The sequence below is a fragment of the Lentzea sp. NPDC036949 genome (assembly GCF_055608075.1).
Window position 1 is genome coordinate 1 of sequence record NZ_JBVJRA010000013.1, and the last position, 24472, is coordinate 24472.

Annotated in this window: 23 protein-coding genes and 1 pseudogene; 12 read left to right on the forward strand and 12 right to left on the reverse strand. The window is 72.4% G+C overall.

From position 1 onward, the window contains the following. Positions 1 to 51: 51 nt before the first annotated feature. The 5 genes from ACZ7CD_RS30725 to ACZ7CD_RS30745 all read right to left on the reverse strand — a co-directional run bounded on the left by ACZ7CD_RS30725 (position 52) and on the right by ACZ7CD_RS30745 (position 3673). Entirely contained in the window at positions 52 to 360 is a 309-nt protein-coding gene (locus tag ACZ7CD_RS30725) for a transposase (RefSeq protein WP_470380253.1), read from the reverse strand. Between the two features lie 319 nt (positions 361 to 679). Further along, the gene (locus ACZ7CD_RS30730; protein ID WP_470380254.1) at positions 680 to 1612 is read right to left on the reverse strand and encodes a DUF6346 domain-containing protein; all 933 of its coding nucleotides are present in this window, start codon (positions 1610 to 1612) and stop codon (positions 680 to 682) included. Then, positions 1609 to 2928: a WXG100 family type VII secretion target gene (locus ACZ7CD_RS30735; RefSeq protein ID WP_470380255.1), complete on the reverse strand. Its 1320-nt coding sequence runs from the start codon at positions 2926 to 2928 to the stop codon at positions 1609 to 1611. Before ACZ7CD_RS30735 ends, ACZ7CD_RS30730 begins: the two co-directional genes overlap by 4 nt. Continuing rightward, positions 2925 to 3233 (reverse strand): type VII secretion target, encoded by a 309-nt coding sequence (locus ACZ7CD_RS30740; RefSeq protein WP_360400676.1) that lies wholly within the window; start codon positions 3231 to 3233, stop codon positions 2925 to 2927. Before ACZ7CD_RS30740 ends, ACZ7CD_RS30735 begins: the two co-directional genes overlap by 4 nt. Continuing rightward, positions 3230 to 3673 carry a YbaB/EbfC family nucleoid-associated protein gene (locus ACZ7CD_RS30745; protein WP_360400679.1) on the reverse strand — a complete coding sequence of 148 codons (444 nt, stop codon included), beginning with the start codon at positions 3671 to 3673 and terminating at the stop codon, positions 3230 to 3232. The genes ACZ7CD_RS30740 and ACZ7CD_RS30745 overlap by 4 nt, the downstream gene beginning before the upstream one ends. Positions 3674 to 3730: 57 nt before the next feature. Here ACZ7CD_RS30745 and ACZ7CD_RS30750 point away from each other — a divergent pair, with 57 nt between their 5' ends. The 7 genes from ACZ7CD_RS30750 (at position 3731) to ACZ7CD_RS30780 (ending at position 11709) form a co-directional block, all read left to right on the forward strand. Next, entirely contained in the window at positions 3731 to 4282 is a 552-nt protein-coding gene (locus ACZ7CD_RS30750) for a hypothetical protein (RefSeq protein ID WP_360400682.1), read from the forward strand. A gap of 62 nt (positions 4283 to 4344) precedes the next feature. Then, positions 4345 to 4977, forward strand: a complete 633-nt coding sequence (locus ACZ7CD_RS30755) for a hypothetical protein (protein ID WP_470371305.1) — start codon at positions 4345 to 4347, stop codon at positions 4975 to 4977. A 112-nt stretch (positions 4978 to 5089) separates the two neighbouring features. Further along, positions 5090 to 6406 carry a purine-cytosine permease family protein gene (locus tag ACZ7CD_RS30760; RefSeq protein ID WP_360400688.1) on the forward strand — a complete coding sequence of 439 codons (1317 nt, stop codon included), beginning with the start codon at positions 5090 to 5092 and terminating at the stop codon, positions 6404 to 6406. Positions 6407 to 6417: 11 nt separating this feature from the next. Next, complete coding sequence (locus tag ACZ7CD_RS30765; RefSeq protein ID WP_470380256.1) at positions 6418 to 7986, forward strand: hydantoinase/oxoprolinase N-terminal domain-containing protein; 1569 nt, start codon at positions 6418 to 6420, stop codon at positions 7984 to 7986. After that, entirely contained in the window at positions 7979 to 9049 is a 1071-nt protein-coding gene (locus ACZ7CD_RS30770) for a DUF917 domain-containing protein (protein WP_470380257.1), read from the forward strand. The genes ACZ7CD_RS30765 and ACZ7CD_RS30770 overlap by 8 nt, the downstream gene beginning before the upstream one ends. Positions 9050 to 9112: 63 nt before the next feature. Continuing rightward, positions 9113 to 10174 carry a DUF917 domain-containing protein gene (locus ACZ7CD_RS30775; protein WP_470380258.1) on the forward strand — a complete coding sequence of 354 codons (1062 nt, stop codon included), beginning with the start codon at positions 9113 to 9115 and terminating at the stop codon, positions 10172 to 10174. Continuing rightward, positions 10171 to 11709 (forward strand): helix-turn-helix domain-containing protein, encoded by a 1539-nt coding sequence (locus tag ACZ7CD_RS30780; protein ID WP_360400699.1) that lies wholly within the window; start codon positions 10171 to 10173, stop codon positions 11707 to 11709. Before ACZ7CD_RS30775 ends, ACZ7CD_RS30780 begins: the two co-directional genes overlap by 4 nt. Before the next feature lie 47 nt (positions 11710 to 11756). On the opposite strand, the gene ACZ7CD_RS30785 is transcribed toward ACZ7CD_RS30780, so the two are convergent. Further along, complete coding sequence (locus ACZ7CD_RS30785; RefSeq protein ID WP_470380259.1) at positions 11757 to 12785, reverse strand: sensor histidine kinase; 1029 nt, start codon at positions 12783 to 12785, stop codon at positions 11757 to 11759. A 334-nt stretch (positions 12786 to 13119) separates the two neighbouring features. Here ACZ7CD_RS30785 and ACZ7CD_RS30790 point away from each other — a divergent pair. Next, positions 13120 to 14655, forward strand: a pseudogene (locus ACZ7CD_RS30790) (ABC-F family ATP-binding cassette domain-containing protein); the annotation flags it as partial. A gap of 101 nt (positions 14656 to 14756) precedes the next feature. Here ACZ7CD_RS30790 and ACZ7CD_RS30795 read toward each other — a convergent pair. Continuing rightward, the gene (locus ACZ7CD_RS30795) at positions 14757 to 15593 is read right to left on the reverse strand and encodes a DUF4082 domain-containing protein (protein WP_470371302.1); all 837 of its coding nucleotides are present in this window, start codon (positions 15591 to 15593) and stop codon (positions 14757 to 14759) included. Between the two features lie 169 nt (positions 15594 to 15762). Here ACZ7CD_RS30795 and ACZ7CD_RS30800 point away from each other — a divergent pair, with 169 nt between their 5' ends. The 4 genes from ACZ7CD_RS30800 to ACZ7CD_RS30815 all read left to right on the forward strand — a co-directional run bounded on the left by ACZ7CD_RS30800 (position 15763) and on the right by ACZ7CD_RS30815 (position 20313). After that, the gene (locus ACZ7CD_RS30800; protein WP_470380260.1) at positions 15763 to 17031 is read left to right on the forward strand and encodes a glycosyltransferase 87 family protein; all 1269 of its coding nucleotides are present in this window, start codon (positions 15763 to 15765) and stop codon (positions 17029 to 17031) included. After that, positions 16940 to 17929, forward strand: a complete 990-nt coding sequence (locus tag ACZ7CD_RS30805) for a hypothetical protein (protein WP_470380261.1) — start codon at positions 16940 to 16942, stop codon at positions 17927 to 17929. Before ACZ7CD_RS30800 ends, ACZ7CD_RS30805 begins: the two co-directional genes overlap by 92 nt. A 46-nt stretch (positions 17930 to 17975) precedes the next feature. Further along, entirely contained in the window at positions 17976 to 18767 is a 792-nt protein-coding gene (locus ACZ7CD_RS30810; RefSeq protein WP_360400717.1) for a TIGR02452 family protein, read from the forward strand. Between the two features lie 166 nt (positions 18768 to 18933). Further along, positions 18934 to 20313, forward strand: coding sequence for a GMC family oxidoreductase (locus ACZ7CD_RS30815; protein WP_470380262.1), 1380 nt, complete (start codon positions 18934 to 18936; stop codon positions 20311 to 20313). A 141-nt stretch (positions 20314 to 20454) separates the two neighbouring features. Here ACZ7CD_RS30815 and ACZ7CD_RS30820 read toward each other — a convergent pair whose 3' ends face one another. The 5 genes from ACZ7CD_RS30820 to ACZ7CD_RS30840 are packed head-to-tail and all read right to left on the reverse strand — an operon-like array spanning position 20455 to position 24469. Further along, positions 20455 to 21165, reverse strand: a complete 711-nt coding sequence (locus ACZ7CD_RS30820; RefSeq protein ID WP_360400723.1) for a DsbA family oxidoreductase — start codon at positions 21163 to 21165, stop codon at positions 20455 to 20457. Continuing rightward, positions 21155 to 22567 (reverse strand): purine-cytosine permease family protein, encoded by a 1413-nt coding sequence (locus ACZ7CD_RS30825; protein ID WP_360400726.1) that lies wholly within the window; start codon positions 22565 to 22567, stop codon positions 21155 to 21157. The genes ACZ7CD_RS30820 and ACZ7CD_RS30825 overlap by 11 nt, the downstream gene beginning before the upstream one ends. After that, positions 22564 to 22872 (reverse strand): Rieske (2Fe-2S) protein, encoded by a 309-nt coding sequence (locus tag ACZ7CD_RS30830; protein WP_360400729.1) that lies wholly within the window; start codon positions 22870 to 22872, stop codon positions 22564 to 22566. Before ACZ7CD_RS30830 ends, ACZ7CD_RS30825 begins: the two co-directional genes overlap by 4 nt. Continuing rightward, positions 22869 to 23684: an iron-containing redox enzyme family protein gene (locus tag ACZ7CD_RS30835; protein WP_360400732.1), complete on the reverse strand. Its 816-nt coding sequence runs from the start codon at positions 23682 to 23684 to the stop codon at positions 22869 to 22871. Before ACZ7CD_RS30835 ends, ACZ7CD_RS30830 begins: the two co-directional genes overlap by 4 nt. After that, complete coding sequence (locus ACZ7CD_RS30840; protein WP_360400735.1) at positions 23681 to 24469, reverse strand: dihydrodipicolinate synthase family protein; 789 nt, start codon at positions 24467 to 24469, stop codon at positions 23681 to 23683. The genes ACZ7CD_RS30835 and ACZ7CD_RS30840 overlap by 4 nt, the downstream gene beginning before the upstream one ends. Positions 24470 to 24472: the final 3 nt, after the last annotated feature.

Genomic DNA, 24472 nt, shown 5'->3' on the forward strand with positions numbered 1-24472 from the left:
CGAGTACCCGGCACGTCACCGCGACCGGGATCCCGTCCGCGGCGAGCTCGTTCACGAGCGGGTAGAGCCTTTTCCCGGCAGGTTCGCCTGCGACAGATACGCCGTCGCCCGGCGCAGGACCTCGTTCTCCTGCTCCAGCAGCTTGATCCGCTTGCGAGCCTCGCGCAGTTCGGCCGAGTCGCCGCGGCTCACACCGGGCTTGGCGCCTTCGTCGACCTCGGCCTGGCGCAGCCACTTGAACAAGGTCATCGGGTGCACCCCGAAGTCCTTTGCGATCTGCTCGACGGTCACGCCGGGCTCGCGGTCACGGGCGACCCGCACGACATCGTCGCGGAACTCCTGGGGGTAGGGCTTGGGCACAGCGACATCCTCCCAGGCCAGCCTCACGGCTAGCCAACTCAGATGTCACCAATCCGTGCAGCAGACCCAGGTGATGGTTCTGGGGTAGCCAGCTACGTGACGCGCGGCGATGTTGATCGAATACGCACAGTTGTATACCGACGTCGACCGCGCACTTGCTGAAACGCCTCGCGGATCTTGATGATGCAGCACGCGTCGTGTCCGAGCCGATCCGCTTCGTCGAGACAGATCGTCAATCGTGAGAAGTACGTGGTTCGGATGTCCTGCGCGTGCCCCTGCATTTCTACGCCGTAGGCCGCTTCGCCGTTGATTCTCCTGATCACAACAGGAATCTCTGGTTCAGCGCGTCGCGTTCTGGGGCGGTGTTCTCCAGGCGCCGGGCCATCTGGAGGTTGGTCAGCGGCTTGGCGACCACCGTGCCGACGAGGAGCAGGAGCCCCGTGAACGCCTTGGCGAACCGGTTCTCGTAGGGCTGGTCGACGGCTTCCCAGGCGCCGTCCACCAGCGTCACCGGCTTTTGCTCACCGCGGTCACCGGGAGTGAACCAGGTGATCGACTCCGTGGTCCTGGCACCGGTCTTCGAGGTGACGTCGACGGTGCAGCGCCGAACCGCGCCGAGATAGCGCCAGTCGCGGCCGCAGGACTGGACGACGCCGGTGCCGTCGGTGGGAAGGGCGACGATGCCGTTGTCGTCGATGTGCGAGGCGACGAAGACGCCGTGCACGAAGAACGCGCCGTAGAGCCCCAGCGCGCCGATAGCGAGGTTCTTCGGCCATTGCGCGCGGAGGCGGCGGGCTTCAGCGAGACGTGCCTCGCGGGTCTTCGGCCAGCCGAGGCGGTCACGTGGCCACAGCACGACGAGGCCGGCGATGCCGAGGGCGATGAAGGCCAGCGTGCCGACGAGGTTCCACGGCATCGGGGCGAACTCGGCCCGTGCGGTGGTGAAGGTCGGTGGCGACTTCTTCGAGGTGAACTTCTCCATCGCGACCTCGGTGCCGATGTCCGCCGGGGTCAGCAGGGACGAGTCGCTGGTGAAGCGGTACTGCGCGCCGTCCGCGTCGGTCACGGTCGCCGAGCAGCTCCAGCGGGTGCCGAGCAGGAACCAGTTGCGGGAGCACTGGATGTCGTCCGCTGTTGCGACCGCTTTGCCCTCGTCGCTCGCGTCAGCCCAGTAGCTGCCGAGGAACGCCGCGCCGTAAAGGCAGAAGACGAGCCACGCGAGGGCGAAGCTGCGTTTGCGGTACTTCGTCACCTGCGGTCCTTCTCATCCCACTTCTGCTTGTCGTCGGCGACGAACATGTTGTTGTGCTCCTTCATGCCTTCCTTGGTGGGAGCGATCAGGTCGCCCCAGTTCGGCATGAGGTGGCTGATGTCGCGGCTCGAAACGGCGCGGACCCAGTTCTGGCCGTCGAGCAGGCCCTTGCTGAGCGGTGCGTCGATGCGGTCACCCGCGTTCTGCACCGCTGTCCGCGGGTCGGGCAGGTCGTCACGGCGTGTGCTCAGGGGTGGCTGGTTCATTCGCTCGTAGTAGTCCTTGATCGCCTGCTTGCGGCTGGGACCGTTCTCCTTCACGCGGGCTGCCCAGTCGTCGACCTTCTGGCTGGTGCGCTGCGCCCAGTCGTCCACCCTGGTCATGGCGTTGTCGGCGGACTCGCGAATCCGGGTGCCGGCGTCGGTCAGGTTGTCGCCGAGCTCGTCGAGGCCGTCGGCGCGGGAGGTCCGCGTCGCGGCGTCGTGCGCGAGTTCCCCGGCGCGTTGGTTGCCAAAGGGCGAGTTCGGCATCGACTTGCCGAGGGCGGCCAGCTCGTCGGCCTTCTTGCGCATGACGTCGCCGGCGGCCTTGGCGAGTCCGCCGAGCTTGTCGAGCGCCTTGAACAGCTTCGTCAGGAACTTCATGATCTTGGTGCCGATGGAGATCGCCTTCGTCACCGCGCGGGTGATGAAGGCGGCGACCGAGGCGCCCGCGGTGGGAACGGCTGCCGCGGCGGCGGGAATGCCCCAGGCCAGGAGGGTGCCGGCGAGCTCGGCGATCAGGTCGCGGACCAGGGTCCTCGTCGCGGCCACGCAGACGCCCGCGACCTTGATCTTGTTCGCCACCGCCGCCGCCGCTTCGGACGTCTGGTGGAGGCTGCCGATGAGCACGGAGCAGCGCATCCGGTAGGTGTCCGCGGCGGGACCGGTCCAGCCACCGAGGGAGGAGAGCTGGGTCTGGTACCCGTCCCTCTCCTCGCCGAGGCGCTTGGCGATGTTCTCCCAGGTGGTCGCGGCGGCCTCGATGGCGGGTGGGTCACCTGCCAGCTTGTCGAACGGCTCGCGGACGAAGTCGACGTTCTCGATGATCCAGCCGACGACCGACGCGGCCAGGGTGCCCAGCGGGTCGGCCATCAGGCCGGCCACGTCCATCACGGTCGCGGCGGCGTCGATGCCGAGTGCCGTCGGGTCCAGGCCCTTCCCCTCCTGGAACGGCAGGACGACGTCGCGCGCCACGTCCTCGAGGGAGTCGAACGGGCCTGCCCCGGTGAGCCCCTTCGTGTCGTCCTGGACCTTCGCGATCAGCGGTTCGCTCACTGGTGCAGCCCTTCCAACGAGCCTGCGTTGCCGGTGTCGGTGTTCTGGTAGAGCTCCGCGGTCTTGCCGAGCTGGTCGCCGGTCGCCTCCACGACGGCGGGCAGCAGGCCGACCAGCTGCTTCGCCTTGTCCAGCTCGTCGTTGAAGATGAACGCGTAGGCCTGGCAGAGCTCGCCCATCACGTTCGGGCCGAGACTGGTCTGGGAGGCCGTCACGACCTCCTGCAGCGACGGCGCGACGGCGTTGACCAACTGCTTGCCGTGCGCGGCGATCGCATCGGACCGGGCGGCGAATCCTCCGGTCATCGCAGCACCGAGTTCCCGCCGAAGTCGTCGTCGTCGCCCTGCGGCGGGGCAGGGCGGCCGGGTGGTTCGGAGACGGTGCCCGCCGGGTCGATCACGGCGATGCCCCGGTCGATCTGTTCGCGCAGGAAGGCCATGCCCTCGCCGTCGCCGAGGACGGGCTGGAGGGTGGTCTCGATCTTGCGGGCGGCTTCGACCTGGGCCCGGCGGATGGTGTCCATGATGGTGCGGGCCAGGGTGGTGTGGCCGAGGTCGTCGGCGCGCGGGGTGAGGTGCAGGGACTCGATGCGGCCGCCGGAGCCGACGGTGACGGCGACCGAGCCGTCGGGGCTGTGGGCTTCGGTGCGGGAGTCGCGGAACGCGGTCTGGATCGCGGTGGCCTGTTCCTGGGCCTGGGCGAGGCGCTGTTCGAAGGACGCGAGGTACTCGTACGGGTCGGTCACGGTTCGGATGTTCTCATTCCTCACGACTCTCCGCGCACGGTTCGGCACAATGCGTGCATGTTCATGCCGCTGGTGACGAGGGAGATGCGGGAACGGGCGCGGCTCGTGCCCAACAACTGGTTGCACGTGGTGGATCCCGCGTACGACCGGGTCGTGGCCGAGGCGGTGGTCGGGCGCTACCTCGTCGACGAACGCGGGGAGATCACCGGGCAGTACGTGCCGAACCCGCGGTACCGGGCGAAGGAGCTGGTCTTCGACAACGACCTGGAGTCGTTGATGTACCTCGTGCAGCACGGGCGGGCGGAGAAGCGGGAGCTGGTCGACGCGGTGCTGGCCGCCGAGCTGGTGCTGCCCGCGGACCCGGCGCGCAGGGCGCGGGAGCACGTGGTGATGCGCGGGAACGTCATCGACGCGTTCGCGTCGGAGAAGGCGGTGCCGCCGGACTGGCCGCCGCACTGGCAGCGGTTCAGCGGGGTCGAGCTGGCGGTGGTCGCCGACGCGGTCGCGGAACCGGTCGTGGTGGTGATCGGCGCGCAGGGCGGGGTGCGGTTCGAGGTTCCGGGGGACGTGCTGGTCGACGGGCTGCGCGCGGTGATCACGATGTGGTGAACCAGGGGGCGCCGGGGAGCAACAACGGCGTGCTGTTGCGCCGATCGGGCTAACCTCCGGCCGTGCGGACGAGGCTGAACCCGGTGCAGCAGGCGGTGGTGGCCGTCGGACGGCCGTTGCCGCAGCTCACGGACCCGTTGGAGGTCGAGCTGCGGGTCAGTGCCGCGGTGGGGGCGGTGGCGCACGACGAGCAGTTCTGGGAGGTCGTCGTCCGGCACCTGGCCGACCTGCCCAGCCGGCGCAGCGGGGCGTTGCTCACGGCGCTGGGGCACCTGGTGCCGGGACGGGTCGGGGCGTGGGCGCGGGAGGCTGCGCGGGAGCAGGAACGGCCGCCGTGGGACCTCGGGCGGCTCGTGTTCGGGGAGTGCTGGATCGGGGACCGCTCGATCGACGCGGGCTATCTCGCACTGATGTGCACCTATGCCTATGACGACGAGCCGCACGCCATGGTTTTCATGATCGACGAAATCAGCGGGAGCCTCACGCGGCACGCGTTCCTGACGCGGCAGGTGCAGGAGACGCTGGCGCGGGTGGAGGAGCAGGTGCGGCTCCAGGCGATTCCACCGGAAGCGGCGCACTGGCTGCTTTCCCGCAGCTACGACCGGTTCGAACGGCGGCCGGGGCTCGCGGTGAGCGCGGACGTGCACCACACGCGGCTGGTGGCGCGCAGGCGCATCGGGCTCGCCATGAATTAGGGCTGTGCGAATCGCAACGTGCTGGTTCGGCCGACTGTGCAGATTGTCTGTAGCTCGATCGTGACTCCGCCATTACTGTCCGAGTTGTCGATCACAGGGCGGAGGGACGATCATGGCCGCTCTTCTCGGACATGACGACCAGACCCTCACCCGTGTCCCTGACCAGGCGCGGCACCCGTGGTTGTCGGTCGCGACCCAGCGCTTCGGGCAGACTTCCGCGCTGAGCCAGTTGCTGCTGGGCGCGACCCTCGGGTTCGGCATGGAGTTCTGGGACGCGTTCCTCGCGCTGACGATCGGCGCCGTGCTGCTCAACGTCCTCGCCATCGCGGTCGGCGTGATCGGGCAACGCGAAGGGCTCCCCACGGCGGTCCTCAGCCGCTGGACCGGGTTCGGGCACGCCGGGTCGGCCGTGCTCGGGCTGGTCGTCGCACTCGCCGCCACCGGGTGGTTCGGGGTGCAGACGGGGCTCGCCGGGGTGGCGCTCGCCGGGGTCGCGGGACTGCCGGCGCCGGTGTGGTCGCTGGTGTTCGGGCTCGCGGTCACCGTCATCGCCGCTTTCGGCGTGCGGTGGAGGGCGTGGACGGCCTACCTGACCGTGCCCGCCTATCTCCTCCTCGTCTTCTGGGTCGTGCACGCGAACGTCGCCGACGTCCCCGCGGCGGTGGCGGCACCGGCGCCGGGACCGGGGATCGGCCTGCCGACCGCGGTCACGCTGGTCGTCGGCAGCTTCGTCCTCGGTGCCGCGATCGCGCCGGACACCACCAGGTTCAACCGGTCCACGGCGGACGTGGTGAAGCAGACCGTCCTCGGCGTCACGGCCGGGCAGTGGGTCGCCGGGTGCGCGGGCGTGCTCCTCGCGCACGGGCTCGGCACCACCGACGTCATGGGCGCGGTCAGCCGGTCGGGCGGCTGGGTCGGCGTGCTGGTCGTCGTCGCGGTGGTGCTGAAGGTCAACGACTGGAACCTCCGCTCCGCCTCGCTCGGGCTCGGCAACTTCTTCGACGCGGTGTTCGACCGGCGGATCAGCCGGGCGCAGGTGACCGTCGTGGCCGGCTGCGCGGGCAGCTTCCTGGCCGCAGCGGGAATCCTGCACCAGTTCACGCACTTCCTGGTGCTGCTCGGCGTGGTGTTCCCGCCGGTCGCCGGGATCATGATCGCCGAGTACTACGTGGTGCGGCGGTGGCGCAACGAGATCATCTCCACCCGGCCGCGCGTGCCCAGGTCGGCGCCGTCGTGGGTGCCCGCGACCGTGGTCATCTGGCCCGCCTCCGCCGTCGTCGGCGAGCTCGTCCCGTTCGGCCAGCCCAGTGTGAACGCGCTCCTGCTCGCGTTCGCGCTCTACGTCTCAGCTGGCCGGTTGGACCTGCTGCGCATGCGGTGCAGGCGTGCCACGAACCGTAGGGTGGCCGGGGAAGCGACCGCTGTCTGAGGGGTTCGTACATGCACATCGGTATCGACGTCGGCGGCACGAACACCGATGCCGTTCTCGTTGACGGACGCCGCGTCCTGGCCGAGTGCAAGAGAACCACGACCGCCGACGTCACCACCGGCATCGTCGCCGCGGTCGGCGGGCTGCGGGCGGCGTGCGCGTTCGAACCCGCGGCCGTGCGGGCGGTCATGATCGGGACCACGCACTTCGTCAACGCCCTCGTCGAGGGCAGGGGCCTCGCGCAGACCGCGGCCGTGCGGCTCGGACTTCCCGCCACGAAAGCACTTCCGCCGTTCGTCGACTGGCCGGACCGGCTGCGGCGGGTGATCGGCGGGCACGCCTACCTGTGCCACGGCGGGTACGAGTACGACGGCCGGCTGATCTCGCCGCTCGACCACGACGAGCTGCGCGCGGTGGCCGCCGACATCGCCGCGAAGGGCGTGCGGTCGGTCGCGATCTCCTCGGTGTTCTCGCTCGTCGACGGCGACCTCGAACGCCAGGCGGCGGAGGTCCTCACCGCCGAGGTGCCGGACCTGGTGGTCAGCTTCTCCCACGAGCTCGGCCGGCTCGGCCTGCTGGAGCGGGAGAACGCGACGATCATCAACGCCGCGCTGCGCGAGCTCGCCGCGCAGATCGCCGACGGGCTCGTGGAGTCGTTGGCGGCACAGGGCATCGACGCGCCGCTCTTCCTCAGCCAGAACGACGGCACGCTGATGGACCTGGAGCACGCACGCTGCTACCCGGTCGCCACCTTCTCCTCCGGGCCGACGAACTCGATGCGCGGCGGCGCGTTCCTGTCCGGGCTGGACGAGTGCGTGGTGGTCGACGTCGGCGGCACCACGACCGACGTCGGCGTGCTGCACAACGGTTTCCCGCGCGAGGCCTCCTCCCAGGTGCAGATCAGCGGGGTGCGCACGAACTTCCGGATGCCCGACGTGCTGTCGGTCGGCCTCGGCGGCGGCAGCGTCGTGCGGGAACGCGACGGCGTCCTCGTCGGACCGGACAGCGTCGGATTCCGGTTGGCGCAGAAGGCCCTGGTGTTCGGCGGTGACACGCTGACGGCCACGGACGTCGCCGTCGCCGCCGGGCGCGCGGACATCGGCGACGCCTCGCTCGTGCGCCACCTGGACCGCTCGCTGGTGACCGCGGTGCTCGGCCACGCCGGCGAGCGCATCACCGGGCTGGTCGACCGGATGCGCGCGAGCCCGACGCCGGTGCCGGTCGTGCTGGTCGGGGGCGGCAGCGTCCTGGTGCCGGAGGAGCTCGCCGGTGTCAGCGAGCTCGTCCGGCCGGAGCACCACGGGTTCGCCAACGCCATCGGCGCGGCGATCGCGCAGGTCGGCGGCGAGGTGGACCGCGTGTTCACGATCGACCCGGCACGGCGCGGCGACGTGCTCGACGCGGCCAGGCAGGAGGCCGTGGACAAGGCGGTGGCCGCGGGCGCGAAGGCGGACACCGTGCGGATCGTGGAGGTCGAGGAGATCCCGTTGGCCTACCTGCCGGGCAACGCGAGCAGAGTGCGCGCGCGGGCCGTGGGCGATCTCGTGCTGGAGGGCCTGCCGAGGAGGGCCCGTGCGTGAGATCGGAGTCGAGGAGCTGCGGTACCTCGCCCGTGGCGCGGCGATCCTGGGCGCGGGCGGCGGTGGCGACCCCTACATCGGGCGGCTCGTGGCGGAACAGGCGCTGCGGGAGCACGGGCCGGTGCTCGCGGTCGAGCCGCACGAGGTGCCCGACGACGCGCTGGTGGCCGGCATCGGCATGATCGGCGCCCCGACCGTGATGGTCGAGAAGCTGCCCTCCGGCACCGAGGCGGTGACGGCTTTCCGGACCCTGCAACGGGAGCTGGGCCGCCCGATCACGCACGTGCTGCCGATCGAGGTCGGCGGGATGAACTCGCTGGCGCCGTTCCCGGTCGCCGCCGCGCTCGGGCTGCCGGTGCTGGACGCGGACTGCATGGGCCGCGCGTTCCCGATGGTGCAGATGGTGGTGTGCACGCTCGACGGCGTGCAGGCCAAGCCGCTCGCGGTCGCGGACGAGAAGGGCAACTCGGTCGTCCTCGACGTGCTCGACAACCACTGGGCCGAACGGCTCGCGCGCTCGGCGGCGGTCAGGATGGGCTGCACGGCGGTCCTGTGCAGCTTCCCGATGTCCGGTGCGCAGGCCCGCGGCACCGTCATCCCGCGCACGCTGACCCGCGCGGCCCGGCTCGGGCGGCTCGTCGAGCAGGCGCGGCGCGACCACGCCGACCCGTGCGCGGCCGTGGCGGACCACCTCGGCGGGCGGGTGCTGTTCACCGGCAAGGTGGCCGGCGTGCTGCGGGAGAACGACCCCGGCTTCGCCAGGGGCGAGGCGCTGCTGGAGGGGTCCGGCGCGCACGACGGGTCGCGCTTCCGGCTCGCGTTCCAGAACGAGCACCTCGTGGCCACCCTCGACGACGTGGTGGTGGCGTCCGTGCCCGACCTGATCTGCGTGCTGGAGGCCGACGGCGAACCGGTCCCCGGCGAGCGGCTGCGGTACGGGCAGCGCGTGGTCGTCGTGGGAGCGCCGTGCCACCCGCGCTGGCGGACGCCGGAGGGGCTTGCGCTGGTGGGCCCGTCGGCGTTCGGCTACCCGCACGGGTACGAGCCGCTCGGACCGGCCTGACCGCCCCGGACGCGCCGTCGCGGGAGCTTCTCGCCCGCACGGCGCGGCACTACTGTTCCGCGCATGCACCTGCTCCAGCCCGACGAGGTCGACCGGCTCGCGCTGGGCGTGGTCGTGCTCGGCAGCGGTGGGGGCGGCGGGGAACGCGAGACGCACGCCTTCGCGGCCATGTTGCGCCAGCAGTTGCGGGAGAGCGGCCCGGTCACCGTCCTGTCGCCGGAGGAGGCGGACCCGGACGGGCACGGCGCGCGGGTCGGGCTGATCGGTGCGCCGTCGGTGGTGATCGAGAAGCTGCCGTCCGGCCGGGAGGCGGAGGAGGCGCTCAAGGCGTTGCGGGGTCACGACGACACAGCCGTGACCGCCGTGATCGGGTGGGAGGTCGGCGGGTGCAACGGCCTGCTGCCGCTCATCCTGGCCGCGCGGCTGGGCCTGCCGTACGTCGACGTGGACGGGATGGGGAGAGCGTTCCCACGGATCGACCAGACGACCTACGACGCGGCCGGGCTGCCCACGACCCCGTTGGCCATCACCGAACCCGGCGGCAACCGGGCCGTGCTCGACGCGACCGGCATCGAGAAGCTCGCGCGCACGGTCATGGTCGACTTCGGCGGCTGGGCGATGATGGTGGCGAAGCCGTTGCGGCTCGGGGACGCGCTCGGCGCGGGCGTGACGGGCTCGCTGATGCGGGCGTTGCGGCTGGGGGAGATCTGGTCGCACCGGACCGCACCCGTCGCCGACAGGGCCGCGGAGTCGGGCGGGTTCCTGGTGGCACGGGGGAAGGTCGTCGAGGTCTGGCGCGAGTCGAGCGGTGACTTCCCGCGCGGGACGGCGGCGCTGCGGCTGCTGGACGACGACGACGCCTACGTGCGCCTGGAGATGCAGGGCGAGTACCTGGCCGCGCTGGCCGACGGCGAGACCCTCGTGACGACGCCCGACCTGCTCTGCTGCCTCGACGCCGAGTCGGGCACGCCGGTGTCGGCGGAGCGGCTCACGTTCGGCGCCGTGGTCGACGTGGTAGCGCTCCCATCACCGGCGCAGTGGCTGCACGGCGACGTGCTCGGCCGGGTGGAACCGCGGGCGTTCGGCTACGACCTCGACTACGTGCCCTTCGGGGCCGCCCGGTGATCGACGACGCCGACGCGCTGACCGTGCGGGACCTGCTCGACATCGGCGTGCTCGACGACGCCTCTCTGCTCGCCGGTGGACGTGGGCTCGACGTCGAGGTCGGTGACGTGCGGCTGGCGGCGGACCTGACCGCGGTGGAGGCGTGCGCCGCCGGTGACGTGGTGATCCTGACCGGGAACCAGCCGTACCTCGTCGAGGTGGCGCTGCGCAGGGCCTACAGCGCGGACGTGCGGGCCGTCGTGCTGGTGCGGCCGGTCTCCGGCACCCACCAGCCGCCGTCCGCCGCGACGCTGTCGTTCGCGAACCGGCTCGGCGTGCCGCTGCTGCAGACCGGTGCCGCCGATCCGCTGCTGGTGGCCGATGCGCTGCGCACCGCGGTCCGCCATCCCGAGGTGGTCGCGGCCCGGTTGCTCGTCGCCGTCACCGCGCGGCTGGGCCGGTCCCGCCCCGACCCGCGGTCGGTCGTCACCATCCTGTCCGGCGAGCTGCACGTGACGTGCGCGGTGATCAGCGCCGACGGCACCGCGATCGAGGGCCTGGCCCCACCGGGCCTGCCCGCCGACGTGCTGGTGGGTTCGGTCGCGACGACCGTGGAGCTGGCCGAGGGCTTCGCCGCCGCCGTGCCGGTGGAGACCGACCGCACCGGTCACGTGCACCTGTGGCTCGTCGTGCACGCCGGCGGACGCAACCGGCGCTGGGCGCAGACGGTGCTGCAGATCAGCCAGGTCGCGTCCTGGGCGCTGGGCAGCTGGGTCGCCGCCGAACGGCTGGAGACCGAACGCAGGGCCCGCTCCCGCGGCTCGCTGCTGTCGGAGCTGCTCGCGGCCGGTGACCACGTGCCGCCGCTGCTGGTGCAGCAGGCGGTGCTCGCGGGGTGGCGGCTCGACGGCTGGCACACCGGCGTCCACGTGGTGGCGCCCCCGCCGGTGCCCGGTGTGCACGACCCCGGCCACACCGAACGGTTGCGCGTCGAGCTGTCCCGCCGCGGCCTGCACGGCCAGCTCGTCGAGGGTGCGGAGGGCTGGTCGTTCTGGCTCACCAACGACTCGGAGCCACCGCAGTCGCAGCACCGCGAGCTGACCGCGCGGATCGCCGCCGCGCTCGGCCCGAGCCGGTTGGTGGCGGGCATCGGCCGGCCGCACCCGGGGGCGGCCGGTGTCGGGCGGACGCTCGCGGAGGCGCGTGAGGCGGCGGCGATGACCGGCACGGCGAAGGTCGTGCACATCGACGAGCTCGGCGTGCGGCGGCTGCTGTCGATGGCGGCCGAGACGCCGGCGCTGGTCGAGCAGGCGACCCGGCTGCTGGAACCGCTGGTGGGGGTGGAGGACGGGCAGCTGCTGCGGACCCTCGCCGTGTACCTCGACGAGGAGTCCGTGACGTCGTCGGCCGCGGTGCGGCTGAAGGTGCACCGCAACACCGTGTCGCAGCGGATCAACCGGGCGGAGCAGCTGCTCGGGGTGAGCTTGCTGAACGCCGACGAGCGACTGGCCGTGCACCTGGCCTGCCGGGCGGCCCGCGCGTCCGACGAGCTCTAGCCCCGCTCCAGAGCCCTCGTCCGTGGCACAGGCAGACGCCGGTGAAGCTAGGTCGGGACGAACGCGGGTAGTACGGCGTCCACCTCGTAGCCGCCGTCCGACGTCGGGCCGGCGGTCAGGGTGCCACCGACCATCTCCACGCGGCCGCGCAGGCCGAGCAGGCCGGTGCCCGGTGTCGGCAGAGGACCGGGGGCGGTCGCGGGCGGGGTGTTGCGGATGACGGCGCGGACACTGTTCGGTCCACAGTGGACGGTGATGGCGGTCTCGGCGCCGGGCGCGTGCTTGTGGACGTTGGTCAGGGACTCCTGGACGACGCGGTACATCGTGCGGCGGACGGCGGGGGAGACGGTGTCGGCGTCGCCGTGCTCGGTCAGGGTGACGGTGAGGCCGGTGGCGGCGACGAGGCTGGACAGCTCGTCGGGCAGGACGTCCGGGATGCGGGCGGTGCGGCCCGCGCGCAGGACGCCGACCAGGTCGCGCAGCTCTTCGAGGGCCTTCAGGCCCGCGGTGCGCAGGTCGTCGGCGGCCCTGCGCACGGCGTCGGTCCGCGCGGCCATGCGGAGGGCACCGGCGTGCAGGACCACCAGCTTCAGGCGGTGGGTGACGACGTCGTGCATCTCGGAGGCCAGGCGGGTGCGTTCGTCGGCGCGGGCCTGTTCGAGCAGCAGGGCCTGAGCGGCCTGGGCCTGGCTGAGGCGGTGCTGGGTGCCCTGGTGCAGGCCGGTGAGGGCGGCGATCACGAGCAGGGCCGGGGTGGTGGGGTCCGGTGACCAGGCGCCGAGCGCCCACGCCGCGGGCAGCGTGGCGGCGACCCAGCGGCGGCGGGGCTGGGTGGCGACCGTGACGGCAACCGGGAACGCGGCGTAGCTCGGGGCGAGCAGGCAGAGCAGCCCGACCGCCGTGGCCGAGGTCAGCGGGCGGGAACGGCGCCACCACAGCGCGGCGGCGGCGAGCAGGTGCACCGCCAGGTAGGCGGCGGTCGGGGCGGCCACCAGGTGTGCGGGCGCGGTCAGCTCGCGCCACGTGCCCAGGGCTGCGACGAGCAGCACCAGTGCCAGGTCGCCGGCGGCTTTCACCTCCCTGACGATACTGCGCGGAAGTGGTCCGGATCACCTACGTCAGCAGGCTGTGGACCCTACTTTCGCAGGTGGCGACCGGTCCGGTTTCCGCCTGCCGGACACCGTTGTCCGGCAGGCGGTTCGAGGTCCTGTGTGGACTCGCGTCATGGCCTGCCGAACAGCACTGTCCACAGGAACGACCGGCCGAGCGCCACGGACGAAACCGGCTCGCCGGGTACGAGGACCGGTGTGCGGTTGCGCTCTCGTACACCGTATGGGAGCCTTGACCACATGATCTTCTGACACCACATCCGTGCATCCGAACTTCCTCCTCTCGGTAGTGGGTGGTGTCATGTCAGGTCAGTTGACGCTGAAGAAGATCAGCAAGAGCTTCGCCCACCGGCGGGTGTTCGACGACGTTTCGCTCACGGTCAGGCCGGGCGAGCGGGTCGGCGTCGTCGGTGAGAACGGGTCGGGCAAGTCGACGTTGCTGCGGCTGGCCGCCGGGGTGGACACCCCGGACGAAGGCGAGGTCACCGTGGTGGCGCAGGGCGTCGGGCACCTCGGGCAGGTGCTCGACCTGCCGCCCGGCGCGACCGTGGGCGACGCCGTCGACTCCGCGCTGGCCGACCTCCGGTCGCTGGAACGGCGGATCGCGGTCGCGGCGCGGGAGCAGCGGCTCGCGGAGTACGGCGACCTGCTCACGGCGTTCGAGCTGCGCGGCGGGTACACGGCCGACGCGCGGGTCGAGGCGGCCATGTCGGCGCTCGGGGTCGGCGGGATCGGCCGGGACCGCGAGCTCGGCGCGGTGTCCGGCGGGCAACGGGCCCGGCTCGCGCTCGCGGGCGTGCTGTCGGCGGAACCGGAGCTGTTGCTGCTGGACGAGCCGACCAACCACCTCGACGGGGAAGCGTTGCGGTGGCTGGAGAAACGGCTGCTGGCCCACCGCGGCACGGTGGTCGTGGTGACGCACGACCGGCTGCTGCTGGAACGGGTGGCCACCACGATCGTCGAGGTCGACGGCGACCGGCGGACCACCGCCCGCTACGGCGCCGGGTACGCGGGCTACCTCGCCGAACGCAGGGCCGCGCGGCAGCGGTGGGAGCAGGCGTACGCGGAGTGGACGGGCGAGGTCGGCCACTGGACGCGGTGGCGTGGCACGACAGCGCACCGGGTCGCGCCCGGCCGCCCGATCCCCGACCACAACAAGTGCAAGTACAACGGCGACGGGCGGCGGGTGCAGGCGTCCGTCCGGACACGGGTGCGCAGCGCCTCCGAACGGCTGGAGCGGTTGCGCGCCGCACCCGTGCCGAGGCCACCGGACCCGTTGCACCTCAACGCTCCGCTCGACGCGGCGGTGCGCGAGGGCGCGGTGCTGGAGCTGCGGGACGTGGTGGTCGGCGAGCGGCTGGCGCTGGCGGAGCTGACCGTCGACGCGGGGCAGCGGCTGCTGGTGACCGGGCCGAACGGTGCGGGCAAGTCGACGTTGCTCGACGTGCTCGCCGGGGTGCTGCGACCGGACAGCGGCACGGTCGAGCGGCACGGTGCGGTCGGCTACCTGCCGCAGGAAACCGTTGTCGCACAACCACGACAGCCGGTGCTGGCGGCCTTCGGCGGTGACGCCGGCGAGCTGGCGGCGCTGGGGTTGTTCCGGGAGGACGACTTCGCGACCCCGGTGGGCGCGCTGTCGGTGGGGCAACGGCGGAGGCTCGCGCTGGCGCGGCTCTTGCGGGCCGAGTGGGACGTGCTGCTGCTCGACGAGCCGACGAACCACCTGTCGCCCGCGCTGGTGGAGGAGCTGGAGGCGGCGCTCGCGGACTACCCCGGCGCGGTGGTCGTGGCGTCGCACGACCGGTTGCTGCGTCAGCGCTGGCACGGCGCCCGCCTCGACGAACGGCTGCGGGCCGAGGAGGCGCCGCTGGTGCGCCTGCTCGACCTGACCGGCGGTACCGACGAGGTGCGGCACCGCCGGGCGACCGGCGCCTGCGCTCACGGCCGGAAGATCGGCTCGATCCAGTAGTTGCTCGCGTTCCACGTCTCGGTGGGGAAGCCGCCGCCCTCGCCGTAGCGGTAGACCCCGGCCTCCACCCCGGCGTAGAACGGCGCGTTCGCCACGCCGCCGAGGAAGTAGCCCTCGGAGGCGACGTACCCGCCGGCCGGTGTGTAGTAGGAGACGACGTAGTCGACGCCCGGCTGCACCGGGACCGGGGTGACGAAGGTGATCCGCTGCGAGTGCGCGGCACCGGGCGCGGCCTGCTGCGCGAGCAGCGTGCCGTCCGGTCCCCAGACCCGTGCGGTCACGGGACCGGTGTAGCCGCCCCGGCGCAGGACGACGGCCGGGACCGAGCCCGCGCGGTCGAACCGGGTGCGCAGGCCGAGCTCGACGGCGGCGAGGTCGGGGTCGAGCTCGGCCGGATGGCCCGGCTGCGGCGGCAGGACCAGCTTGGTGTCGCCGTGCAGCGGCGGGGTGGTGCTGCCGCCGACGTGGATGGTGGTCGAGGCGGTGACCGCGCCGAGCGCCGAGGCGGTGCGGGCGCGCGCCCAGATCGTGACCGGGCCGGGAACGCTCGGGAACAGCACCGTCGACCACGTCTCGGTGCGCGCGTCGAGCGAGGTCCAGTTGACCCCGTCGGAGGAGAACTCGACGGTGGTGACGCCGCCGGACTCGCCGTTGACCGCGCCACCGGCGAGCACCAGCGGGGTGTTGAGCGGTACCGAGGTGCCCGTGCTCGGCGAGTGGATCATCGCGTACGGGGTGTCCGCCGCGAGGGCGGGCGCCGCCTGGAGCAGGAGCAGGGCCGGCAGGAGTGCGGCTAATCGCTTCATGGTGCGCAAGTGTCGCACCAGCGGCGGACGGCCCCTGCCTCGGCCGAACGACCGACCTCCGCCCGGGTTGCCGTCTGAAAGCACGACTTTTCCCGGCCCGCCGACCGATCCGGCCGGGTGCCGGTGATCGGCACGCTCGTCCACGTCGGACGGCGGGAGGGCGCGGGCGGTGCTGGATCAGGTGGTTCCCCGGTGGGTGGTGCGGATCGACCTCCGCTGGGTGTGGGCGGCGGTCGCGACCGGGGTGCTGGTGTGGGTGGCGGCACGCGTTCCCCACGGCGGTTCGCTGGACCTGCGGGTGTACCTCGCGGGCGGGGAGGCGCTGTGGTCGGGCGAGGGCCTCTACGGACCGGACTTCCCCGGCCCGCGGGGGTTGCCGTTCACCTACCCGCCGTTCGCCGCCGCTCTCTTCGGCCTGCTGGCACCGCTGCCGCTCGTGGTCGCCGCGGTGGCGTGGGCGGCGGCCGGGATCGTGCTGTTCACGCTCGCGTGCCAGGTCGCGGTGAGCCGGGCGGCCGCGCCGGGCACCGTGCCGCGGGCCGGGTTCGGGCTGGCGGCGGCGTGCCTGCTGCTGGAACCGGTGCGCGGCGGGCTCGACCTCGGGCAGGTCAACCTCGTGCTGCTGGGCCTGGTCGCCCTGGACTGCCTGCTGCCGCGCACCCCGTGGCCGCGCGGGCTGCTGGTCGGGCTCGCCGCCGCGGTGAAGCTGACGCCGGCGGTCTTCGTGCTGTTCTTCCTGTGCCGCGGGCGGTGGCGCGCGGTGGCGACCGCCGTGGCGGCGTTCGCGGGCTGCGCTGCCGTCGGCTGGGTGCTGGCGCCGGGGGAGTCGCGGCGGTTCTGGTTCGACGCCGTGCTCGACCCGCAGCGCGTCGGCGGCCTCGCGTACACGGCGAACCAGTCGCTGCGCGGGCTGCTGGTGCGGGCGCAGGCACCGGAGTCGCTGTGGGTCGTGCTGTGCGCGGCGGTGGTCGCGGTGCTGCTGCTCGTGCTGCCGCGGTTGCGGGACGACCTGACCGCCGTGGTGGCGGTCGCCGTCACCGGCCTGCTGGTCTCGCCGGTGTCCTGGTCGCACCACTGGGCGTGGGTCGCGCTCGCGGTCCCGCTGCTGCACGGCCGGGTGCGCGTCGCGGTCGTGCTGCTCTTCGCGGCCGGCGTGCACTGGTGGCTGCCCAAGGAGGCCGATCGCGAGCTGCGGTGGACGTGGTGGCAGCACCTCGCCGGCAACGCCTACGTGTGGCTCGGGCTGGCCTTCCTCGGCTGGTGTTTCATGCGAACACGCAAAGTTGCGCGTACGCAAGAATGGCGGCTACTCTCGGCGGCGTCGACCGACGCGGAGGAGAACGGCCATGCGGGGCAGGGGAATCGCGTACAGCACGGGGTTCGTGCTGAAGGGGGAGAACTCGTTGCCGGTGTTCGACCCGGAGGCGGTGCGGCGTGACCTGCGGGTCATCCGCGACGAGCTGCACTGCACCGCCGTGCACCTGGTCGGCGGCGACCCGGACCGGCTGGAGCGGGCTGCCCGGTGGGCGGCCGAGCTGGGACTGGAGGTCTGGTTCTCGCCGTACCCGCTGGAGCTGACGGCGCAGCAGCTCACCGCGTTGCTCGCCGACTGCGCCGAGCGGGCGGAACGGGTGCGCGCGGACGGCGCCGAGGTCGTGTTCGTGACCGGTGTCGAGCTGAGCATCATGAACCGCGGGTTCACCCCCGGTGACGACGTCCTGGACCGCGTCGGGCAGCTGCTGGGGAACCCCGCGCGGATGGCGGAGGCGGCCACCCGGCTGAACGAGTTCCTGGCGGACGCGGTGACGAGGGTGCGCGAGGTGTTCCACGGGCGGGTCACCTATGCGGCCATCCCGTTCGAACGGGTCGACTGGGACCTGTTCGACGTCGTGTCACTGGAGCTGATCCGCTCGGCCGAGGTCGCCGACCGGTACGCCGAGGGCATCCGGTCCGTTGTGGCGCAGGGGAAACCGGTCGCGATCACCGGGTTCGGCACGGCGGCGTGGCGCGGGTCGGGTGCGGTCGCGCCGCGCAGCATGGAGATCGTCGAGCACGACCGGGACGGGCGGCCGGTGGGGATCAAGGCCGGTTACGAGCGCGATGAGGACGAACAGGCGCGGTACCTGCGCGAGGTGCTGGCGGTCCTCGAGGTGGAACGGGTCGACAGCGCGTTCGTGTACCTGTTCGCGCTCAACGACTTCCCGCACCGCCCCGGTGACCCGCGGCGCGACCTCGACATGGCGAGCCCGGGCATCGTGAAGGTCCGCGAGGACGGGTCGTGGGAACCCAAGGCGGCGTTCGCCGCGGTCGCCGAGCACTACGCGCGCACCGGCTGAAACTCGCTTGGCCGCGCGGAAACCGTGCGGCCACAATCGGCTCATCATGAGCACAAGGCTGAGAGCGATCGCCCACGAGACCGTGGCCATCGCGCAGAGCGGTTCTTACCGCACCGCGGCGGGAACCGTGCCGGTCGACGTCGCCCCGGCGGTCAGCGGAACGCGGTTGTACGTCCCCGAAGACGTCGTGCCGCTGCCCGAGCAGGGCGGTCCGCCGCGCGTCGAGGTCACCGCCGAGTCGACGCTGGTGGCGACCCGGCGGCTGGGCGGGGACGTCGCGGCGCTGGTGTTCGCCTCCGCCCGCAACCCCGGCGGTGGTTTCCTGAACGGCGCGCAGGCCCAGGAGGAGAGCGTCGCGCGGGCGTCGGCGCTGTACCCGTGCCTGCTGGCGGCCGGCGACTTCTACGCCCACCACCGCGCGCACGACGACCTGTCCTACAGCGACCGGGTCATCCACTCGCCGGGCGTGCCGGTGTTCCGCGACGACCGCGGTGAGCTCCTGCCGCGGCCGTACCCGGTGTCGTTCCTCACCGCGGCCGCGCCGAACCTGGGCGCGATCCTGCGCACGCAGCCCGAACGCGCGCCGGCCGTTCCCGGGCAGCTGCGCCGGCGCGCGGTCCGGGTGCTGCACGTCGCGGCCACCCATGGCCACCGGCGGCTCGTCCTGGGCGCGTGGGGCTGCGGTGTGTTCGCCAACGACCCGGCGACCGTGGCACGGGCGTTCCACGACGCGCTGCGGGAGTGCCGCTTCTTCGACGAGGTGGTGTTCGCGGTGTTCGACCGGCAGCGGGACAGCCCCGCGCTGAGGGCGTTCACCGAGGTGTTCGCCGGGAGCTGACCTCCCGGAAAAAATTTCCGGGGTTCTGCTGAACCGCCGCGGCCCGCTGTCCGTGTGGGTGGCGTCGGGCCGCCAGCCGGCCGGTCGACGAACCCCAGGGAGCACCGATGCCAGCCACGCTGTTGGCCCTGTTCGCCATGCCCGTTTCCGGTCGAGGAGCGCGGCGATGAGCGACTACGACTTCGTCGTCGTCGGCGGTGGCACGGCGGGCTGCGTGCTGGCCGCGCGCCTGTCGGAGAACCCGGCGCACACGGTCCTGCTGCTCGAAGCCGGCCACCACGACACCCCGGACACGCCCACGGCTCACGTCCGCGCGCACCGCTCCAGCTACGACGCGTGGGAGGCGGCCGGGGCCACCGGCTGGAACTTCCAGACCCTGCTGCCGCACCTCAAACGCGCCGAGCACGCCGCGGGCATGGACCCGCGGTGGCGCGGTCGCGGTGGCCCGGTGGTCGTGTCACCGGCGCCGATGGCCGAGCCCGGCTCGTTCTACGACGCCTGCTACCGCGCGGCGGAAGAGGTCGGTGCGCCGTTCACCGCCGACGGCAACGGCCGGGTCGCGGAAGGCGTGGCGCGCACCGAGGTCAACCTCGTCGGCTTCACCCCGCAGAGCCCGTTCGCCGCCTACCTGAAACCGCTGCGCCGCCCCAACCTCACCGTCCTCACCGGTGCCCGCGCCCGGCAGCTGCTCTTCGCCGGACGGCGCTGCACCGGCGTCGAGCACGTGGTCGACGGCCGCCCGCGCATCGCGTTCGCCTCGCGCGAGGTCCTGCTCGCCGCCGGTGCGGTCGGGTCGGCGCAGTTGCTGCTGCTGTCCGGTGTCGGACCGGCGAACCGGTTGCGGGAGCTGGGGATCGACGTCGTGCGCGACCTGCCCGGCGTCGGGGAGAACCTCCAGGACCACCCCTTCGGCCACGTCACGTTCACGTCGCGCGTCTCCGCCGACGACGGGCGGGTGCCCGACACACCGCAGGTGCTGCTGCGCAGCGACCCCGTCGCGGACCCGGACCTGCGGCTGGTGTTCACGCACTTCGCGTTGCCGCACGGCAAGCCGGACAACGGCTTCTCCGTCATGTTCTCGTTGCAGCGCCCGCACAGCCGGGGTTCGGTGCGGCTCGCGACCGCCGATCCGCACGAGGTGCCGCTGGTCGACCCCGGCCACTACCGCGACCCGCGCGACCTCGACCTCATGGTGACGGGGCTGCGGCGGGCCAGGGAGGTGGGCGAGGCGGCCGCGTTGTCCCGGTGGCGGATCGGCGAGCACCTGCCCGGTGCGGGCGTCACGTCCGACGAGGAGCTGCGGGCGTACGTGCGGCGGGTGACCGGGACGTTCCTGCACTTCGCCGGGACGTGCGCGATCGGCGCGGTCGTCGACCCGCAGCTGCGCGTGTACGGGACCGGCGGGCTGCGGGTCGTGGACGCCTCCGTCATGCCGACGGTCGTCGCCGCACCCCCGAGTGCGTCCGTGCTGGCGGTCGCCGAGCGGGCGGCGGTGCTCGTGGCGCGGCGGTGGGAGGACGAACGAGCGGTGCGCGCGACCGGCTGAGGCCGGTCGCTTCGGTGTGGCCGGGCGTGGGCACAGCCAGGCCGTGCCCGGCCACACCTCGGCACCGGCGCCGTTGTCGGGACGGCACCGGTGGTGATCCGCTCCCGGTCGCGGCGGCGGCGCCGGCGCGACCGGGGCGTGTCAGGCGGCCGTCGACAACCCGGCGGCGCGGTCGAGCAGATCGGTGTAGACCGACGGGTCGTCGGCGTCGATCACCGGGAACCCGGTGCCGAACCCGCCGTTGACCCAGCGGGTGCGGATGCCGGGGTTCGCGAGGTTCGTCCCGTCGTGCAGGAACACGTGCGGGCTGCAGTTCACCCGCCCGTCCTTCGCGGCCTCGTACTGGCTCATGACGTCCGCACGGGCACGGCCGTCGTCGAGCGCGCGAGCCAGTTCGCCGACGTCCACGACACCGGTCGACCCGGCGATGTCGAGGATCTCGTGGCGCAGGGAGATGCAGCGGCCCTCCGCCCAGAACGCCCGGCGCAGCGCCAGGTCGAGCTGTTCGGAGGCGTGCCAGCCCTGGGCCTTCGCGGCCTGCACCGCCTCCAGCGGCGGCAGCATCGTGACCGGGTACGTCCAGTCCGGTCCCTGCCACAGCCGCCAGCCCGCGTCCGGTTCCAGCGCGCCGATCACGGACACCTCGGAGTCGACACCGGGGCGTTCGTTGACCGTGCGGTTGAACAGCTCCAGCGGGAAGGCCCGGTGGTCGAACCAGATCCGGCCCTCCAGCCCCAGCCTGCGCCGTGCCTCGTGCAACCGGTACACGGCCAGGTGGGCGAAGGAGCAGTTGAGGTCGGTGAAGACCGTGATCGTGTCGTGGCTCGACGGGAGCCGCGGGTCAGTCGGCATGCGCGAGAACCCTTTCCGGGAACAGGCGGCACAGCACGTCGTACAGGACCGCGGCGACCACGAACGGGACCACCGCGCTCAGGTCGATCCCGCCCGCCAGCCCCGCGAGCGGGCCGGTGTAGAGGGTGTTGCCGACGAACAGCAGTCCCAGCAGGACGGACGGCACGAACGCGCACACCGCGCGGAGGTTGAACCCGCCGGTGTACCAGTAGCGGCCCTGGCCGGCGGAGGTGAACGCGAGCAGGTCCGCGGCCGAGTAGCGGCCACCGTGCTGCCGGTAGCCCACCAGCATGATCGCGGCCCACGGCGCCACGAACACCAGCAGCACCAGCACGAACGCCGAGATCGAGTCGATCGCGTCGTACACCACCGCGCCCACGTACAGCGCGCTGACGCCGACCACCGACACCAGGACCGTCGCCACCGGCCGGGACAGCCGCCAGAAGATCGACTGCGCCGACAGGCCCGCCGCGTAGATGCACAGGCCACCCTGCGGCAGGGTGCCCGCGAGCCCGTAGGCCACCACGACGACCGCGAACCACGCCGGCACCACACCGGCCACACCGATGATCCACGGCTTACCGGGATCGGTCAGCAGCGTGGTGACGAACGCGCCCACGCCCAGCGCCACCGCGTTGCTCAGGTACATCGCGGAACCGTTCCACCACACGGCGGTCCGGTCGCTCACCGACCTCGGCAGGTAGCGGCTGTAGTCGCCCTGGAAGGTCGAGTACGAGATCGGCACCGTCGCGCTGAACGTGACCGCGAGCAGCCACGTCCTGGTGAAGTCGCCGAGCGCGTACGCACCGCCGGCGTACCCGGGGTCGAACTCCGGCAGCAGCACCACGACGAGCCCCAGCAGCACCGCGGCACCGATGATCGTCATCACCCGGTAGGTGGCCAGCAGCACCGCGTGGCCGTACACCGCGACGAGCACCACGACCACCGCCACGACCGGTGCGACCACGGCGAGCGCCGCACCGTCCGCGGGCGTGCCGAGCAGGCGTTGCCCGGCGAACAGGATCGCGGTCGCGCCGGTCCACACGGCGATCGAGAAGAACCCGATCGCCGCGCAGACCGTGATGACGTTGCCGATGACCCGCCCGCGCACGCCGAAGTGGGCGCCGCTCGACACCGGGTCGTTGGCGCCGGTGGCCTTGCCGAACCGCACCAGCGGCGCGACCACGACCGTGCCGATCAGCAGCCCGATCAGCAACGAGCTGATGCTCGCCCACCAGCCGAGCCCGAACGCCACCGGCACCGAGCCGAGCACGACGGTGCCCAGCGAGAACTGCGCGGAGTTCCAGATCCAGAAGAACTCCCCCGGCGACGACGTCCGCTCCTCGTCCGGGACGACGTCCACGCCGCGGGTCTCCACCACGACCTTCTGCGGAGTGCTCATCGGGCCTCCTCCGCCGCTGCCAGCAGCGCGCGGGCGGTGTCCGGGTCGGGCACCTCGGCGCCCTCCGCCAGCGGTGCCACCACGAGCTCGCGGCACGGTGGCCCAGTGACCTGCCTGCCGGTGGTGAGGTCGAACGACGAGAGGTGCAGCGGGCAGGTGATGCGCAGCGTGCGGCCGTTGACGTAGCCGTAGCGCAGCCGGCCGCGGCGGTGCGGGCAGGCGGACTCGGTGAGGATCCGCCTGCCCGCGACCTCCACCAGGATCAGGTCCTCCGCGAGCTGGCGCACCACGGGTTCGGCGCTCATGCCGCCCTCGCCCTGTCGATCGCGGCCTCGGTCGCCTCGGCCACGACCGCGCTGGTCAGCGTCACGCCGGTCCACACCTTCGCGAGGTCGACCGGCCGCTCGTCGGCCAGCGCCTTGATCGACGCCTGCATCTGCCTGCTGTGGTAGGCGTCGATGTAGAGGTGCTCGTCGTAGTACCTGCGGTTGACGACCCCCAGCCGGTCGCACGCCTGCGCGTAGCACCGGAACGCGTACAGCACGCTCGACTCGAAGTAGGTGTAGGCGCCGAGGAAGTACTCCGGCGCGGGCGCCCGTTCGGCGAGCCAGTGGAACAGGTTGACGTAGGCGAAGCTCTCGTCGCCGACCCGCTCCACGTACCAGTCGAGGTCGGTCGGCATGCCGAGCTCGGCCACCAGCTTGCCGTACAGCGCCGAGTGCTCCTGCTCGTCGTTGCCACAGCCGAACTCGTCGATCAGCACGCGCAGCACGGCCATCCGCGCCTTGTTCGGCAGCCGCGGCAGGATTCCCAGGTGCGACTGGGACTCCACCAGCCCGTCGACGGCGAACTCCCGCACCACCACGCGGAACTGGTCCAGCGTGGCCTCCTCGGCGAGGAACCGCTCGTGCTCGGACGGACCGGCGGCCTCCTCCTCCTTGAGGAACGCCTCGATCGCCTCCAGCAGCTCACGGCGGTGGCCGAACGACGGCGCCGCCGCCTCCAGCTCCGCGGCCTTGGGCACGACCCAGCGGCTCTCGATGTCGAGCAGGTCGGCGTAGGCGCCGAGGTCGAGGACCGAGCGGTTGTGCACGTAGAGCTGCCGCTGGTCGCTCATGTGCCCACCACCCGGTCTGTCTTGATGATCCCGCGCTCGCGCAGGGCCGTCTTGACGTGGCGGTACCAGTCGTCCTCGAACACGCCGTACTTCTCGCACAGCGCGTTGATCTCGTCCTGCCGCTCCTGCGTGGGCTCGGCGAGCATCTCCGTGCACACCTTCGGCTCCAGGTTGGCGAGCGGGCCGATGAAGCCCGCGACGCCCCGCGCCTCCAGCAGCAGGTTCTCCCAGCCCTCGAACACCGGCAGGCCGGGGCACTCGGCGACCAGCGCGCGGGTCAGCTCCGCGGAGCCGCTGGACTCCTTGACGCCGACGACGTTCGGCAGCTGCGTGCAGACGCGCCGCAGCGTCGCGGGCTCGATGCTGTTGCCGGACACGGCTTTCTCGTTGTAGAGGAAGAGTCCGACGTCGAGCGCCTCGGAGACCTCCCGGTAGTGCTGGAAGATCTCGTCCTGGCTGATGTCCGCGCGGAACGGCGTGGTGACCACCACCGCCGACACGCCGAGCCGTTCGGCCAGCCGCGACCGCTCGACCACCGACTCGGTGTCGGGCAGCTGAACGCCGGCCAGCACCGGCAACCCACCGGAGTGCTCGACGGTCGCGCTCACCATGTCGGTCCACTGCCGGGTGTCGAGCAGCCAGCCCTCGCCGGAGCTCAGCGTGGGCATCAGCCCGTTCACGTTGCCCCGCACCGACTCCACGAGCCGCGCGACGCTGTCGGTGTCCACCTGCCCGCTGTCGTCGAGCGGGGTCACCAGCGGCACGATCGTTCCGGAGTAAGCCATCGT

What these genes read in the sequence shown, in the direction of transcription:
- ACZ7CD_RS30740 (WP_360400676.1), bottom strand. Translation starts at nt 3,233, where the DNA reads ATGACCGGAGGATTCGCCGCCCGGTCCGATGCGATCGCCGCGCACGGC.
- ACZ7CD_RS30750 (WP_360400682.1), top strand. Translation starts at nt 3,731, where the DNA reads ATGTTCATGCCGCTGGTGACGAGGGAGATGCGGGAACGGGCGCGGCTC.
- ACZ7CD_RS30760 (WP_360400688.1), top strand. Translation starts at nt 5,090, where the DNA reads ATGGCCGCTCTTCTCGGACATGACGACCAGACCCTCACCCGTGTCCCT.
- ACZ7CD_RS30765 (WP_470380256.1), top strand. Translation starts at nt 6,418, where the DNA reads ATGCACATCGGTATCGACGTCGGCGGCACGAACACCGATGCCGTTCTC.
- ACZ7CD_RS30775 (WP_470380258.1), top strand. Translation starts at nt 9,113, where the DNA reads ATGCACCTGCTCCAGCCCGACGAGGTCGACCGGCTCGCGCTGGGCGTG.
- ACZ7CD_RS30795 (WP_470371302.1), bottom strand. Translation starts at nt 15,593, where the DNA reads ATGAAGCGATTAGCCGCACTCCTGCCGGCCCTGCTCCTGCTCCAGGCG.
- ACZ7CD_RS30805 (WP_470380261.1), top strand. Translation starts at nt 16,940, where the DNA reads ATGCGGGGCAGGGGAATCGCGTACAGCACGGGGTTCGTGCTGAAGGGG.
- ACZ7CD_RS30810 (WP_360400717.1), top strand. Translation starts at nt 17,976, where the DNA reads ATGAGCACAAGGCTGAGAGCGATCGCCCACGAGACCGTGGCCATCGCG.
- ACZ7CD_RS30815 (WP_470380262.1), top strand. Translation starts at nt 18,934, where the DNA reads ATGAGCGACTACGACTTCGTCGTCGTCGGCGGTGGCACGGCGGGCTGC.
- ACZ7CD_RS30820 (WP_360400723.1), bottom strand. Translation starts at nt 21,165, where the DNA reads ATGCCGACTGACCCGCGGCTCCCGTCGAGCCACGACACGATCACGGTC.
- ACZ7CD_RS30825 (WP_360400726.1), bottom strand. Translation starts at nt 22,567, where the DNA reads ATGAGCACTCCGCAGAAGGTCGTGGTGGAGACCCGCGGCGTGGACGTC.
- ACZ7CD_RS30830 (WP_360400729.1), bottom strand. Translation starts at nt 22,872, where the DNA reads ATGAGCGCCGAACCCGTGGTGCGCCAGCTCGCGGAGGACCTGATCCTG.
- ACZ7CD_RS30835 (WP_360400732.1), bottom strand. Translation starts at nt 23,684, where the DNA reads ATGAGCGACCAGCGGCAGCTCTACGTGCACAACCGCTCGGTCCTCGAC.
- ACZ7CD_RS30840 (WP_360400735.1), bottom strand. Translation starts at nt 24,469, where the DNA reads ATGGCTTACTCCGGAACGATCGTGCCGCTGGTGACCCCGCTCGACGAC.